This window comes from Methanolobus sp. ZRKC4 (assembly GCF_045291305.1).
In the GTDB taxonomy this organism is placed as follows: Archaea; Halobacteriota; Methanosarcinia; order Methanosarcinales; family Methanosarcinaceae; genus Methanolobus.
The window spans coordinates 1949466-1965097 of sequence record NZ_CP146983.1; the positions used below are offsets into that span (position 1 = coordinate 1949466).

Below are 15632 nucleotides of genomic sequence, written 5' to 3' on the forward strand. Positions count from 1 at the left end.
CAAAATGAATAAAAAATAGATATCAGAAAAGATGAATAATTAAATTCATCTCATCCAAGGAAGCCTTTACGCTCCAACCAGTTAACCTGAGGACGAGTATACTTCCATATAACATCAGCTTTTGAATCCTGGATCTCCCAAGGAGTTGCTATAACGATGTCGCCTTCACGGACCCACATTCTTTTCTTCTTTGAACCAGGAATCCTTCCCATACGGACCACACCATCCATGCATTGCAACCTTACCCTGTTTGCTCCAAGAAGACTTGAAACTGTTGCCAGAACCTCGCCATTCTCTTTGCGTGGAGTCCTAACCCTGACAACTTCCTGTCCATCAGGATTTCCACCCCTTGCATTACTTTTCCTTTTATTACTTCTATAATTAGCCAGATTAATACCTCAGTGCATGTAAAATGTTTTATTCCTACCTTACTCAAAACAAGATATTTACCAAAATGTTGTCTATGGATCTCACAACATTAGAAATATCCAATTTAAATAAAGCAAAATTTGACCAATCTCCGTTACTGTAAATAAAAATTTACTAGTGTAGTATGGCCATTTGATTCTATTTGTATAGATATGCTCAAACTATATAAGATGAATCGTATATTTCAGGGAGTTACCGAATCTTATCCGGTAACGATTATCCCTTACTTTAACTAGTTAAAAGTTACTTTTTTCCAGAAAGCATTAACTTGACAAGTCCGGCGGCAATGTCCATTGAGGTATAATCCTCCTCTGCCATCTTCTCCACCCAATGCATATGCTTTCCAAGGTGACCTGCATCAATAGTTTCCTTTACTTTCTTTGCAAGCATGTTCGCCTTGAAATCCTCAGCATCACTTCTTGTTGGAACCTTCTGGTTCTTTATTTTTGTCTTAGTGTACTTCTGGATGCTCTTAATCTTGTATATCTCCTTGGGAGTTACAAAAGTGAATGCTATTCCAGGCCTTCCTGCACGTCCCGTCCTTCCGATTCTGTGTACATAGGATTCCTCATCCTGTGGCATATCATAATTGAAAACTACTTCGATATTCTCAACATCGATACCACGGGCTGCTACATCAGTTGCAACAAGGGTCTCTATTTCCCCTTTCCTGAAACTTGCCATTACCTTCTCTCTTTGGGTTTGCTTCAGATCACCATGAATTGCGTCAGCAAGAAAACCTCTTGTTTTAAGGAGACTGACAAGTTCATCCACCTTTTTCTTGGTATTACAAAATACAAGAGATGATTTCACATCATAAATATCGATCATCCTGCAAAGGACATCAGGCTTCATATGATGCTTCACTTCAAAGTAGGATTGCTCCATGTTAGGTGCTGTGACAACTTTATGGATTGTCTTGACATGTATTGGATTATTTTGAAACCTTTTAGCTAATTTCATTATTGGAGCAGGCATTGTAGCTGAGAAAAGGATGGTCTGCCTGTCATCAGGAACACTGCTGAGGATGCTTTCAATATCCTCCCTGAATCCCATGTCAAGCATTTCATCAGCTTCATCAAGAACAACCATTTCCACGTTGTTAAGTTTTAATGTCTTGCGCTCGATGTGATCCATGACTCTTCCAGGAGTTCCAATCACTATATGAACACCACTCCTGAGAGCCTTTATCTGCCTGTCGATGTTCTGTCCACCGTACACTGGCAGTATCTTTGCCTTAGTGTATTTTGCAAGCTTGGTCAACTCATCTGCAACCTGATTTGCAAGTTCTCTTGTAGGACATAAAACAAGTACCTGAGTATTTCTGCTGTTAGGAGTTACCATTTCCAGAGCTGGTATCCCAAATGAAGCAGTCTTACCTGTACCGGTCTGCGCCTGACCGATGACATCCTTGCCTTCAAGGATATGAGGAATAGACTGAACCTGTATGGGAGTAGGTTCCTCAAAACCTAGTTCCTCAATTGCTTTTTCGAGATTTCTGGATAACTGAAGGTCTTTAAACGTTGATGATTCCATATTATAGTTCCTGTGATTATGTGGCCATCAATGCAAAACATGGGATGACGTCACATCATCTGGATTTGTTTTCAATTTGGCCCGCTTTAAGAATTAATGTTCCAAATTGTTTTGTAAAGCAAAACAAAAAAGAGCAGTGCTCTTGTAACAGTAGCAACGGCATTAAGCTTGTCGGTGATAATAGGCAAATAACATTATTCCAAACGAATTGATTGTGATATTTTCTCAGCCTTTCTGTAAAGTCGTTTATACTCAGGCGTTTCTATGAGTTCCATGGAAACCATTAAAGTATTCATAGAATCTGCCGCCTGAGAAGCTGATGATACTTGGCCACTTTCTGCTGCCTTTATACCAAGTTTGCCAATCCCATAAACTATATCTTCCACCATTCCGGGGTCTGTCTGCTTATTAATACATGAAAAGCCAATCGAAGCCAGGGAATCTATAACCTTTGAAGCTTCCCTGTTATAATCCTCATCCAAAGCCCCTTGACCAATATCAAAAAGATGGTTGATAACAGTGGACAGTACATCTCGCTGATGCTTCTCTGATGCAACTATACCAATCTGTTCAAGGGATGATGATGCCTGCAATACAGAATTACCAGGATCATTCTTTTCCAACTCTTTCCATAGGATCTCAAGGTTCCTTATCACAATAAATGTAGCATCTTCATCAGCATGATTTAAGGTGAACTTCCCAAACCTTGCAAGACGGGAAAAAATATAGTTTGCAATTGTTTTTTGTTCTGTGATTTCAAGATTACTGTTTGTGAATATCTCTTTGGTACGTTTACCTATGATATTTAGTCCGTTCCTTGTTGTTTCAAAATCATGTTTTAACAATGAACTACTGATTATATCGATAATTGGTTGTATGGGATCTTTTTCCAGAGTTCTGTCGGCATCTGAACTTATAGCTGTTGTTATATTCTTTGCATTCAGTTTCATTGCCTGCATATTTAGCAATGTTGAAGGCTTGAGCATGTTAAGTGTTCTTAACAGGTATGGGAACAATACTAAGAAAGAGTAAACACCTGAGTGAAATGCAAATGCTATTCTGAGCTGCATTTGACCTGTGCTCTTATCAGGTATGGATTTTAGAACGAACAAACAATAGATCATGGATACAATATAAATTACCATGAGAATCCAGAAATCCGGATTATATACTTTGAGAAGATCGATCATCCTCACAGAGTAAGAACCCGAAGCAAGTTCCACTGCCACCAGGCTCAGTGTGACAATTATAGCCATTATAGCTGCTTCACTCTGTATCAAGGCACTTATCATATAGCGTGCACTCGTCATATCATAAATGGGAGGTCCAAAAACCAGAATTATGTAGTGAAATATTACAAAACTGAATACGAACAGAAGAATGTAAAGAATGATCCGTGAAAACCACAGACGCAATACACCCAAAGAAATGTTTTCAGTATTTATTTTAGTTAGTAGCATTTTTAACTTCAGCTTAATTTCAATAAGATATTTGTGATCTAATCCAATATCATCAAAGATGATGGCACATTGTATATTAAGTTTATTTGTAACTATTCAGCCTACCACAATTAGCCTATTGATACTGATTTAATCAAAACGGAGATGTTTGCTCACTAACAACCTAAGAATCAAAAAAGCAATCAATGGCAACAATCAAAATTAATGATCCTAATAAAATGTAGGTCTCAACTTTTTGTCAAGATTGCTATTGATAGTGTTTTTATCAGGCTGAATAGTTACGTTTATTTTATGAACTTATGTAGTTTGGGGTTTACTTTTACGCCAATTATTTATAAGTGAATGACAGTGCATTTTATAGGAGTATAACTTACACTGAGTCCAATGCATGCAGACGAAGTTATACTTTGATGAAAAGACTATGGAGGTAGTTTATGGCTGAGTGGATATTTGCTATAGAAGAAGATAAATTAAAAGAAGAAAAAATAAAGGTCATCAAAACAGGGAATAAACAAATAGCCCTGATAAAGAAGGAAAACAAAGTATATGCAATTTCAAACGAATGTCCACATGAAGGATGTCCCCTTAAGAACGGGAGCCTAGAAGATTATACACTCAAATGTGCATGCCATAACTGGGGCTTTGACATTCGCACCGGAGAGAATATTGATACAGGCGAGTATATAGACATGGATGATCCAAAGGTTGAAACTTTTGAAGTACAAGTTGAAGACGGAAACATATCCATCTTTGTATGATTATTCTTTTTTATTCTTTTTGAAATACAAAGAAAACATAACCATATTCATTTGAATACTGCCTGAAAAGTTCTATTTCTTTTCTGGAGAACTCAATTATAGATTCAGCTTCAGTATTACCTTTGAACTTATCTTCTATTGAATCAAGTCTTTTCTCCAGAGGAACATAGTAATCATCCCACCAGGCAGATGCCGGTACCTTGAACTGGTCAATAATAGTATACCCAGCAGCTTCAATTCTGTTTTCGTTTTGTGGAATTGTCGCTATATCGGGATAACATTCATTCCAGAACTGAAAAACTTCCTCTGAAGGAGATTCTGTGAACCAGGCTGCCTCTGTAAGCGCCATGAAACCACCTTCTTTCAGGAAATGTTTCCAGTAATCAAGTCCTTTTTCAAAACCCATGACAAAAATAGCACCTTCAGACCAGATTATATCAAATTCATTAGCACCAAACGGCAAGTCTTCCATGGAGGTACACACAGTGGATATCCTGTCAGCAACTCCTTCAGCTACCGCCTTTTCCATAAGACTGTCAAGATATGGCTGGTAAACATCAACTGCAGTAATATGACAGTTACCACAAATCTTTGCAAGATGAATGGTCTGCATCCCTGCACCGCAGCCTATATCCAGAATTTTTACATCTGCCGGAAGAGGTGAAAGCATGCTAAAGGCTTTTTCCGTACATTTATTGCTACCGGGGCCCTGCCTGGGCAAGCCATAAAATATTTCAAAAATTGGCGATTCGATCATGAAAGGACATTGTACTTACTGATTATAATTTTTTGTGGTCCCCATATTTTAAAAGCACCTGATGTTGACGGAGATTGATGTTAAGAGAAGAGAAAAAAAGATTAAGAATAGTTGTGAAAAAAACACCAAAGATAGAAATAGAGTGAATATATCCTGATTATAAGGAGAAAATCAAGGGGGACTTTAATGAAAAGAACAATTATAATATTTCTTCTGGCACTTGCTATTCTCAGCGCAGGATGCACAGAAGAGAAAAATGGCACACCAGACATCTCTGATAACGCAGTCATTACACACCTGACATACGGCGCTTTCACTTTACAGGAAATGGCAGTACAGGAACTTATTGTTAATTCCACGGCTGTAAATTTTAGCTATTACAACTATGAAAATGACTTGACATCCAGATACATAAAACCTATTGATGAAGAAACACGCAACAATCTGCTTGAACTCTTCAGGGATAATGAATTCGCTGAAATGAACGAACTCTACGAACCACAGGAAGGACAGCCAATTGTTGCTGACACCGGAACAGTAGAAATTACAGTTACACAGGAAGGAATGACTAAGACCATAAAAGTTGACCCTTATTTCCATGAATACATGCCTGATGGTCTCAGGGAAATAGATGAAGCTCTGGTTCAATTAAGGCGCTATGCAATTGCAATCCCTGAAAATGATGCAATAATTATTGCTGAAGAATGGATCATGAATTCACCAACTTACAATTTTGACGGCTCAGACCTCTCTTTAACAGACTACCAGTACAATGTGGAAGAGCCTGAATTACACGTCCTCATTTACACATTTATAAGCAGCCATGGTGGCTACGGGAACAGATCAGACCAGATGGTCGCACCGGTCATCACCAACCATACTGTCGAGATAAGATTATACAACGAAATTATCGAATCAGCAATAATTGATGATGTATGGGATGAAATGAACCTGAATATGCTGGAAAAGCTTGTTGAGATGAACTCGGAGCAAATGTTTTGCAGTCAACCACCATGGCAGCTCTGGTACGGCGAAGGAAATATCAATTTCCTGATGGAACCCACCGAGGAAGAACTTGCAATCGCATACTTTGGCACCGCTCATGATGTACAGATTTCAGATTTCAGTTATGTGAATTTGAAGGACGGTATGTGCCATTATAGCTTGAAAGTAAAAGAAAATGATATTGGAACAATGGAATCTCTTGGATGGCAGGAAAATTAAAAAACAATGCTCCCTCCATACCTTATTTTAGCATTCAGTATTTTTTTATTTTAGTTTAATATATCCTGCTCGGATAGAACTTAAATATATTCTGAATTGTGACGGTAGTAGTATCCCAAGTTTGACAGTTTTCACGAACCCATATCAAAACTATAAATACTATCTTTCTTAATGTTATTATGGGGATATGAATGCAATTCAGAGAACTCTCTGATGAGCAATGGAAGTTTATTAGGCCACACTTACCTCCACAACCAATAACCGGAAGAGAGAGAGCTGATGACCGTAAGGTCATCAATGGTATTCTCTTTGTTCTGATAACAGGTTGCAGATGGGGGGATATGCCAGTTAATTATGGTTCCCAGGCAACTGCTTGGAGAAGACTCAAAAGGTGGTCTGAGGAAGGAATATGGACTATGATAATGGAATCCCTTCGGGATTCCGCTTACCAAAAAGGTAAGTTCACCATGGATGTCGTATGTGTTGATAGCAGTTTCATTGAAACTAAAAAAGGGGAGAAGATTCCGCATACAACAGTCACAAAAAAAGGAACGGCATAAAGATCCATGTTTGTGTAAGTTGCGAAGTTTTTCCTTTGACAATACAGATTGCTTCTGGAAAAGAGCATGATAGTCAGCATTTCATCGAGGTCATGGAAAGTATCAGGGTCAAGACGGATGGAAGACTAGGAACAAGACCATCAGAAGTGCTTGCTGATTCTACTTATGATAATGTTGTAATCAGAAAATACTTGAGATCAAGAGCGATCAAAAGTAACATTCCTGTAAATATCAGGAATGAGAAAAATAGAAAAAGAGGAAGGCCCACAAGGTTCGAGTATGAGTCATACCATAAAAGAGGAACAATAGAACGATTTTTTGCATGGTTGAAGATGGGTTTCAGAAGAATAGCAAGTAGATATGAAAGGCTTAATGTTGTTTTCAAGGGGCTACTGGATATTGCATGTTTTCTACTATGTTGAAATAAAGTTCAAGAGACGTTTTGAGATAAGTTCTATACTAAAATTATCTGTGAGCTTATAGCTCACAAGAGATTTTAACAGGTCGTTAATGTCAATTCCATTCTGTTTGTGTTTACAAAAAACAGTGGAAAGATCAAGTAGATCGTAAAATTGATTTACAGCCAGGATAGTTCCGATAGGAAAGCATATATTCTCATTTGGAATAATCTCATCTGTTCTTAGTTTTTGTTGCATGTTTGTCGACTACAACAAAGCTAAGAACACTTTTATTAATTTTGACTGCCAAACTTGAAATATATGGTGTTGAAGGATGGCTTTAATTGAATGTCATCTGTTTTAATCGTAAAAATAAACCAAAACCACGCTTTGCGTGGCAGGAATCTAAAATGAACTAAATTGGTTGCCAGAAAAAAGTTTGTTTTTATTCCTGTGCAGTAGTAACTATTCAGCCTGATAAAAACGCTATCAATAACAATCTTGACAAAAAGTTGAAACGTAAATTTCATTAGGATCATTTATTTTGATTGTTGCTATTGATTGCTTTTTTGATTGTTAGATTGTTAGTGAGCAGACATCTCTATTTCGATGAAATCAGTACCAATAGGCAAATCGTGCCAGGCTGAATAGTTACGTGCAGTAATAATGACATCTTCTCCAAGTACTCTTCTTTGTGCTTCACGTTTTGCGACTTCAATGAATTCTTCATTAGCACTTTTCTTTCCGTTCACCCATTTATCCATAACAACACATGTGACAAGGTCTCCGGTAACATTAACCGCAGTACGGCTCATATCAAGGATCCTGTCAACTCCGATAATAAGTGCAATACCAGCAGTGGGTATTCCTACACTGCTCAGTATCAGGGCAAGGATTACAATACCTACTCCTGGCGTAGATGGTGTACCTATTGAGGCTCCAACTACAGTTATCATTATCAGCACCAATTCACCGAAGCCAAGATCTATTCCAAATACCTGCGCAAGGAAAACAGCTGCTATGCTCTGGTAAAGAGCTGTACCATTCATATTTATTGTAGCGCCAAGGGGAATAACGAATTGGGATATAGACGGCCTGACGCCTATTTTTTCCTCAGCCGTTTTTATTGAAAGTGGCATAACAGCAGCAGAACTGGATGTGGAAAATGCGAGTAATAATACATCTCTTATTGATCTCATAAAATTCAACGGATTTTTTCCCGTTACTATCAGGATGACCATCATATAGAATATGAGCATAATTAACAGTCCCAACAGTACCGTACCTACATAGACCAGCATCCCCATTAATGCATCAAGTCCGAGATTGATTGTAAATTTGCTAATCAGTCCGAAAACAGCAATTGGGGCCAGTGCCATGCTCCATTTGACAACTGTCATACTTACTTCCTGCAAAGAACCTAATAACTCTAACATTGGTTTTGATTGCACAGGTGACATAGAAACAAGAGCCACACCTATAATCACAGAGAACAGGACTACCTGAAGCATATCTCCGGTTGCAAGTGATCCCAATGGATTGGTTGGTACAATGGTAGTTATCATGCTAGGAAGTTCAGAAACACCAGGTGTGATCATTTCATTTTGTTCCATCTGTGTTGTATCTGACATCATTGTATCCTGGACAAGCTCGCTGCTGATGTAAGTTCCAGGATTTATTGTTAATGCAAGAGTAAGCCCTACAAGTATTGCAAGTGCAGTGGTAACGAGAAAAAAGGCAACTGTACGAAGTCCTATTTTTTTGAGTTGTTGCATATCTTCGCCAGATGCAATTCCCCTTATAATGGATGCAAAAACAAGTGGTACAACAATCATCTGGAGAAGTGCAAGGAATATATATCCAGGTAATGCCAGCCATTCACCAATGGTGTACGATATTTCCTTGCTCAAAATACCAGTGGAAGGCCCAAGTATAAGTCCTGTAACGATTCCCAGCATCATTCCTATGAGAATCTTTAACCAGAGTCTACTTTTTACAAGTTCATGCAGATGATGATTCAAATGTTTTAATGAACGCGGATGGATAAGTGTAAGGTGATCTGGTAATTTATACCTGCTTGACATAGCAGTAAATTAAACTCAATCTTTAAATGGGTTTACGTTTTGTTCCAAAGAGTAAAATAAATTTTTCTTATTTTCTTCGGAGTATACTTTCATCTATTGGATAGTATTCTGTGGCTGAGCTAATAAGTTCCGCTGCTGTATTCCTTTCAAAAGAATGAACTTCAACACGTACTCCACAGGCTTTAAGGTGATTTACAAGAGCTGTGAAATCTCCATCACCACTGACAATCACAACAGTATCTACCTTTTCAGATATGGCTATTGCATCAATGGCTATTCCCATATCCCAATCACCTTTAGTTGATCCATCTGGTCTTATTTTGAGTTGTTTGGATCTTAGTTCCCATCCAAAGTTTCTTAAATGGTATTTGAATCCTGACTGATCAATGTCTTCTGTTTCGACCAGATAAGCAATTGCTCTTACAAGTTGTCTGCCTTTCAGTACCGTGGCAAGCAATTTTTCGTAATCCAAGCGACTGTCAGAATAATTATTTCTTGCAGAATAGAACATGTTCTGTACGTCAGCAAATACGGCAAGTCTCTGGCTTCTGAATATATTTTCGTCATCGTAATCTGTATTGACCATAGTTTGCTTCTCCATCAGAAATTCTGTATGTTATCCTATATATCGTAATCCTATCTAAAAGTATAGTTGCTCTTATTTGTTGCAGTGAACATTTAAATTGGGAAGGCATTTATGCCATTTGAACTTTATACCTTTATTATCTTTACTTTTCAGGAGGAATAACATGGGATTGTTCAACAGGATGGGAACAGTAGTCAAATCAAAAATGAATAAATTAATGGATCGAGTGGAAGATCCCCGGGAAACACTTGATTATTCTTATGAGAAGCAACTGGAAATGTTACAGGGTGTAAAAAGAGGTGTTGCAGAAGTAACAACATCAAAAAAGAGACTTCAGTTGCAGCGATCAAAATTGTCACAGAGCATTGAGAAACTTGATGGGCAGGCAAAGGAAGCTATACAGGCTGACAGAGAAGATCTGGCACGTATGGCTCTTGAAAGGAAGAGTGCTCTTGCAATACAGGTCCAGGGTCTTGACCAGCAGATAGCTGACATTGAAAAAGAACAAGAAAAACTTGTTGCAGCCGAGAAGCGCCTTTCGACCAAAGTAGAAGTTTTCAGGACAAAGAAGGAAACCATCAAAGCCCAGTATTCTTCAGCTGAAGCTCAAGTCAAGATAAATGAATCCGTGTCAGGTATAAGTGAAGAAATGGCTGACGTGGGTATGGCAATAGAAAGAGCTGAGAATAAAACTGACCAGATGAAAGCTCGTGCATCTGCACTTGATGAGCTCATAGAAGTGGGTACACTCGATGATCTTACAAGCAGCGGCGATGATATTGACAGGGAACTTGCAAAGATAAATGCCAATTCAAGTGTCGACCTTGAAATTGAGAAACTTAAAAAGGAGGCAGGTAAATGATCATTAGAATAGTTAGTGAAGGCCAGTATGAAGTACCGAGCAGTCTTTTCGATGAGCTGAATGTGATTGATAATGAAATAGTGGAACTCGTATCTAAAGGAAACGAAGAAGAATACGGGGTAAAACTCTCAAAGCTCATTGATATGATAAAAACTAATGGAAAGCAGCTTGATGATTCTGATATTGTGGAATCCAATATTATTGTACCACCAGGCGACCTGACATTCGAGGAAGCAAAGGAAATCTTTACAGGTGTCGGGGTATTTGAAGATTGAAATCAATGGTTTAAATGGTATTGATCTAACTCATGGTTTATGACCTAAAAAGGCATACTCCAGAGAGGGTACCATTTTCCCACTTCTTTTTCGATTGGTAGTTCCTTTTCCATCAAAGATTTGAGCCTTAGTTCCATTGGATTATCTCTTTTGCTCTTTCCCGTGGGAACGAAAGGATAGTAATTTCCTTGTTTGAAGTTATATATCCAGTAAACAGGTCCATTACTTTCAAACCTATAAACTGCACACAATATCTGTTCCCCGAAATTCTGTTCTATAAGGGTCTGGGATATCATATGTATGTTAGTTACAAGGTCTTCAAAGTCCTTGTCTTTCAATATCACCCACAGAAAATTGTATTCATCCTTTTGAATGTTGTAATCTGTTCCTGTTTCTTTGGTACTGAACTTAAGAAGCTGTTCTATTTCTTCCCTTGTATTTTCGTATTTTGACATGCCCATAGATTTGAAACATATCCCTGCTACTGCAGAAGGTTTCAGATTCAGGTTTAGTTCGAGGGTTATGACTGCAGTTGATATGGCAAAAAGCCTGTCCGTTTTTGCTTCAGGCACTTTGCTTCTTCCAAGCACAGAATTGAACATATCACGAAAACCCATCAGAGTTCAATCTCCCTCTGTATCTTTTCAAGTGCTTCAATCCTTTTTTCCATGGATGGATGAGTTGATATCAGATTCATCATAGAACCGGATACTGCAGGTATTATGAAAAAGGCATTCATACCTTCGACCTTACGCAGGTCTTCAGTAGGCACGTTTGCCATTGTTCCACTTATTTTTCTTAGTGCAGAGATAAGGTTCACAGGGTTTCCTGTTATGGCTGCTGACCCTCTGTCTGCTGCAAATTCCCTGTACCTTGAAAGAGCACGAATAAGAAGAAAACTAATGATCCATACCAATATTGAAACGATCCAAATGGCTACCAGACCACCATTTGAATTCCTGCGACCGCCTCCAAAACCACCAAAATAGAAACTGTATCTTACAATATAGAATGCCAGAGTTGAGATAAAACTCGCGATTGTCAATATTGCCATGTCCCTATTTTTCACATGGCTAAGTTCATGTGCAAGCACTGCTTCCAGTTCTCCCTGGTCAAGCTTGCGCATCAGGCCAGTGGTTACAGCAACAACAGCATTCTTAGGACCTCTTCCCGTTGCAAAGGCATTGGGTACTGAGGTGTCTACAATTGCGACCTTTGGTTTTGGCAGGCCAGCGATAACACATAGTCTGGTAATTGTTTCATGAAGCTTTGGTTCTTCTGATTCTGAAACAACTCTAGCTTTCATTGTCCAGAGGACCAGCTTATCCGAGTAATAGTATTGTGCTCCCATGAACAATGCGATGAACAGGAGCATGAATGTTTGGGGTGTACCCATGGACACAAGGAAAACCAGGAAACCAAGATAAACTGCCGCTAGCAGGAACATCGTCAGTATCATTCTTCCTTCCAGTCCGATATCTTTTTTCCACTCTACCATTTCAATGCCTCTTATTGGTAATTCAATCTAACTTATATATCATCTAAACGGAGTAATCCTTTTTGCCAGTCATTGATTATTTTGACGGCAGCTCTGGTTTCATCAATTTTGCCCTTTTTCTTCAGGAAATTACTTTGTAATCCTATCATTTCAAGTATGTCATAGGAATTCTCATCTCCGATGCTTACTTTGTAAAATGATTCAAGCGTTTCTTTGTCTTCAACGACTAGTTTCTCGATAATCCTTAGTGCTACTCCTATAGGGTCTTTCAGGTGAGTTGAGTCTTTTATTCCCAGTAGTCCCTGTATGTATTCATCACGTTCATCCAGGGGAAAAACGCCAGGTGTATCCAGAAATACAATTCGTGAGCCTGCGTTGATTATTTGTACACCTTTTGTATGCCCGGAGATTGATGATGTTGGAGCTTTACCTCTTCCGACAACGCTGTTGATAACCGAGGATTTTCCGGTGTTAGGGTATCCTATACAACCAACTTTTATGTTCCGGTCCTGTATATCTGCAACTTCCAGTATTTTAAATCTCAACATTGTGGTCCCATATTTCTCTTTTGAGGACACAAAAATAGTAGGTGCTATTTTTGCCATGCGGGATTTTGCCTTTTCAAGTTTATCCTTTGATACAAGGTCACATTTATTGAGTACTATGATGAACGGTTTATTGAGACGTCCAAGATCGTGTTCTATCTCACTATTCCTGGTATCATCGGGAAAACGGGCATCAACTACTTCCAGAAGGACGTCTGATTTCTTAATGACATCCTTCACTATCATTTTTTGGCTTGCCATGATTTATTCTCTGTTCAGAAAAGTGATATGATTCTGCATGTTCATACTCTTTGAAAGGATATAGTTTCTTTGATTCAATGTTTGAATGCAATGTAATGATTAAATTTCCAATTTATTTTTGATGATTTTATAATCAAACCCAACTTTGACAATTCAATTTTTTAACATTATGGCTGAACTTGCAACATCATACGGCCAATGCACTGAAAAAGGTATGAATTCCATGATAGCGACGGTTCTTAGCTCTTTGATATTTGCTCAGTTGCTTGCTAATTTGCTTTGAGTTCCTTTTGGATTTGGAATAACCGGCGTATGGTAGGATATTATCACAGGACATCTAATAGGTTCATTGATACATTTCATTAAAAAATCGTATAAAAGTACCTGGAAATCCTTAAGTATTATAAACTATTCTTGAACCATAGAATTGCTTGTTTATTTGTAAGATTCAGTCAGGTAAATCTAATACAAAAACGAGTAATAGCGTAACAATTAATACCTTTGTAGTATTTTGCTGACGGGTTAAAAGAAAGCGCTTATATGTTTTTTAAAAATAGATTATGATGCCATCTGATAAACCCCGTATTCTTGTTGTGGACGATGAGCCACTGAACGTTGAGTTGCTTCAGGCTTACCTCAAATCGGATTATGATGTCTTGTTCGCGTATAATGGGTACGATGCGTTGGACATTGTTTCCAGAGAAATGCCTGATCTTGTACTTCTTGATGTAATGATGCCTGATATTAGCGGTTATAGTGTTTGCGAGCGCATAAAGAGCTCGGAAATTACTCAATTCATACCTGTTGTTCTGGTTACTGCTTTGTCTGCAAGGGATGAACGTTTAAGGGGTATAGAGGTCAATGCAGATGATTTTCTCATAAAGCCTGTTGACAGGCTTGAACTTAAAATGAGGGTGAATTCTTTACTTCGTATAAAAGCCCTTCATGATAACCTGATAAGAGAACGTGATCAGGCCCAAAATTACCTTGATGTAGCGGCAGTTCTGATGATGGTTCTCAATCTAGAACAGAATGTCTCTCTCATAAACAAGATGGGTCTTGATATACTGGGTTACGCTAATGAGGAAGAAGTTATTGGGCAAAACTTGCTTCATTATTTTATTCCAGAGGCATCGAAGCCGGAAATGGAAAAGCATATTTCAGGTACGTTGCATAAAGCTGGGTCTGATATTAGCTACTATGAATGTCCTGTGATTACAAAACAGAATGAACAACGTATAATATCCTGGTACTCTAAATCCCTTATGGATGAAAATGGTCATATAATAGGAGTTCTTTGCTCTGGCATGGATATTACGACGCAAAAAAAAGCTGCGGAGGAACTTAGAATACAGACACGTGCTATGGAAGCCTCTATAGATGGGATGGCTATCATGGACGAAAAAGGTACTTTTACATATGTAAATAATGCGCTTGTGCATATCTTTGGATATGATAGTCCTGATGAATTCATAGGGGAAAAATGGCATGTTCTTTACAATGATCCTGAAATAGAAATCTTCTCAAATATTATCCTGTCCGAGTTCAGCTTAAAGGGTAAATGGAAAGGCGAATTGCTTGGAAAGAAGAAAGATGGAAGTAGTTTTTTTCATGAAGCCTCTCTTACGGCTCTTGATAAAGGGCTAATCTCTGTTGTAAGGGATATATCCGAACGCAAAGAAGTTGAATCTCAGTTGAATCAATATGCATTACAACTCAAGAGTTCAAATGAGCTTAAAGATCTGTTTACAGATATGCTTCGTCATGATCTCTTAAATCCAGCAGGTGTGATAAAAGGGTTCAATGATATGCTTTTACAGGAAGAGGTCGATAAAAGTAAGAGGTACAAGCTTCAACTGATTGAGAAAAATGTGTCACGTCTTATAGAAATGATTGAATCAGCTGCAAAACTTGCAATGCTTGAGGATATCAACGATTTGGCATTCAAATATGTGAATCTTGCAAGTATCATCCGTAATGTGGTTCAGGACTTTGAACCGCAACTTATGGAAAAGAACATAACGCTTGATCTTAAGCTAGGCCAATCACATCCAGCTATGGTGAATTCTCTCATTGAAGGGGTATTTATCAATTTTATTTCCAATGCAATAAAATATGGTCCTTCTGACAGTGTTGTGTCAGTTGAAGTGCAGGACCTCGCTGATGAATGGAAGGTGCTGGTTTCTGATTTGGGAGAAGGAATACCTGATAAGGACAAGGATTTAGTCTTCAATCGTTTCAAACGCCTTGGTGAAAAGAAAAAAGTTGTCAAGGGTTCAGGTCTTGGTCTTGCAATTGCTCAAAGGATTATCGAATTGCACGGTGGTAAAATAGGTATTAGTGATAATCCTGAAGGGAAAGGCAGTGTATTCTGGGCAACAGTCAAGAAAGCATAAGGT

17 protein-coding genes are annotated in these 15632 nt (G+C 38.3%); 7 read left to right on the top strand and 10 right to left on the bottom strand.

Going from position 1 to position 15632, the window contains the following annotated elements; genetic code table 11:
• Positions 1-50: 50 nt before the first annotated feature.
• The 3 genes from eif1A to V7O67_RS09915 form a co-directional block, all read right to left on the bottom strand.
• Complete coding sequence (eif1A, locus tag V7O67_RS09905) at positions 51-389, bottom strand: translation initiation factor eIF-1A (RefSeq protein ID WP_342306505.1); 339 nt, start codon at positions 387-389, stop codon at positions 51-53.
• Between the two features lie 283 nt (positions 390-672).
• A complete protein-coding gene (locus V7O67_RS09910) occupies positions 673-1965 on the bottom strand; it encodes a DEAD/DEAH box helicase (protein WP_342304987.1) in 1293 nt (430 codons plus the stop codon).
• A 194-nt stretch (positions 1966-2159) separates the two neighbouring features.
• Positions 2160-3425 carry a DUF2254 family protein gene (locus tag V7O67_RS09915; RefSeq protein WP_342304986.1) on the bottom strand — a complete coding sequence of 422 codons (1266 nt, stop codon included), beginning with the start codon at positions 3423-3425 and terminating at the stop codon, positions 2160-2162.
• A 434-nt stretch (positions 3426-3859) separates the two neighbouring features.
• On the opposite strand from V7O67_RS09915, the gene V7O67_RS09920 reads away from it, so the two are divergent.
• Positions 3860-4183: a Rieske (2Fe-2S) protein gene (locus V7O67_RS09920; protein WP_342304985.1), complete on the top strand. Its 324-nt coding sequence runs from the start codon at positions 3860-3862 to the stop codon at positions 4181-4183.
• Positions 4184-4193: 10 nt separating this feature from the next.
• Here V7O67_RS09920 and V7O67_RS09925 read toward each other — a convergent pair whose 3' ends face one another.
• Positions 4194-4940: a class I SAM-dependent methyltransferase gene (locus V7O67_RS09925; protein ID WP_406669959.1), complete on the bottom strand. Its 747-nt coding sequence runs from the start codon at positions 4938-4940 to the stop codon at positions 4194-4196.
• A 186-nt stretch (positions 4941-5126) separates the two neighbouring features.
• Here V7O67_RS09925 and V7O67_RS09930 point away from each other — a divergent pair, with 186 nt between their 5' ends.
• The 3 genes from V7O67_RS09930 (at position 5127) to V7O67_RS09940 (ending at position 7146) form a co-directional block, all read left to right on the top strand.
• A complete protein-coding gene (locus V7O67_RS09930) occupies positions 5127-6164 on the top strand; it encodes a hypothetical protein (protein WP_342304983.1) in 1038 nt (345 codons plus the stop codon).
• Between the two features lie 191 nt (positions 6165-6355).
• Entirely contained in the window at positions 6356-6724 is a 369-nt protein-coding gene (locus tag V7O67_RS09935; protein ID WP_342304982.1) for a transposase, read from the top strand.
• A 2-nt stretch (positions 6725-6726) separates the two neighbouring features.
• Positions 6727-7146, top strand: a complete 420-nt coding sequence (locus tag V7O67_RS09940) for a transposase (protein WP_406671459.1) — start codon at positions 6727-6729, stop codon at positions 7144-7146.
• Here V7O67_RS09940 and V7O67_RS09945 read toward each other — a convergent pair.
• From V7O67_RS09945 to V7O67_RS09955, 3 genes are all read right to left on the bottom strand, one after another.
• On the bottom strand, positions 7138-7380 hold the full coding sequence (locus V7O67_RS09945; protein WP_406669960.1) for a hypothetical protein: 243 nt from the start codon (positions 7378-7380) through the stop codon (positions 7138-7140). The two genes, V7O67_RS09940 and V7O67_RS09945, sit on opposite strands and share 9 nt — an antisense overlap.
• Before the next feature lie 326 nt (positions 7381-7706).
• Entirely contained in the window at positions 7707-9206 is a 1500-nt protein-coding gene (locus tag V7O67_RS09950) for a dicarboxylate/amino acid:cation symporter (protein WP_342304981.1), read from the bottom strand.
• Positions 9207-9273: 67 nt separating this feature from the next.
• A complete protein-coding gene (locus V7O67_RS09955; RefSeq protein ID WP_342304980.1) occupies positions 9274-9792 on the bottom strand; it encodes an NYN domain-containing protein in 519 nt (172 codons plus the stop codon).
• Positions 9793-9955: 163 nt separating this feature from the next.
• Between V7O67_RS09955 and V7O67_RS09960 the strand changes: the two genes are divergently transcribed.
• Complete coding sequence (locus V7O67_RS09960) at positions 9956-10654, top strand: PspA/IM30 family protein (RefSeq protein WP_342304979.1); 699 nt, start codon at positions 9956-9958, stop codon at positions 10652-10654.
• Entirely contained in the window at positions 10651-10929 is a 279-nt protein-coding gene (pspAA, locus tag V7O67_RS09965; protein ID WP_342304978.1) for a PspA-associated protein PspAA, read from the top strand. The genes V7O67_RS09960 and pspAA overlap by 4 nt, the downstream gene beginning before the upstream one ends.
• Before the next feature lie 44 nt (positions 10930-10973).
• Here pspAA and pspAB read toward each other — a convergent pair whose 3' ends face one another.
• From pspAB to V7O67_RS09980, 3 genes are read right to left on the bottom strand one after another with little or no spacing between them, the layout of a single operon-like run.
• On the bottom strand, positions 10974-11546 hold the full coding sequence (pspAB, locus tag V7O67_RS09970) for a PspA-associated protein PspAB (RefSeq protein ID WP_342304977.1): 573 nt from the start codon (positions 11544-11546) through the stop codon (positions 10974-10976).
• Positions 11546-12427 (bottom strand): zinc metalloprotease HtpX, encoded by an 882-nt coding sequence (htpX, locus tag V7O67_RS09975; RefSeq protein WP_342304976.1) that lies wholly within the window; start codon positions 12425-12427, stop codon positions 11546-11548. Before htpX ends, pspAB begins: the two co-directional genes overlap by 1 nt.
• A 32-nt stretch (positions 12428-12459) precedes the next feature.
• Complete coding sequence (locus tag V7O67_RS09980; RefSeq protein WP_342304975.1) at positions 12460-13233, bottom strand: GTPase; 774 nt, start codon at positions 13231-13233, stop codon at positions 12460-12462.
• Between the two features lie 563 nt (positions 13234-13796).
• Here V7O67_RS09980 and V7O67_RS09985 point away from each other — a divergent pair.
• Positions 13797-15629 carry a PAS domain S-box protein gene (locus V7O67_RS09985; RefSeq protein WP_342304974.1) on the top strand — a complete coding sequence of 611 codons (1833 nt, stop codon included), beginning with the start codon at positions 13797-13799 and terminating at the stop codon, positions 15627-15629.
• Positions 15630-15632: the final 3 nt, after the last annotated feature.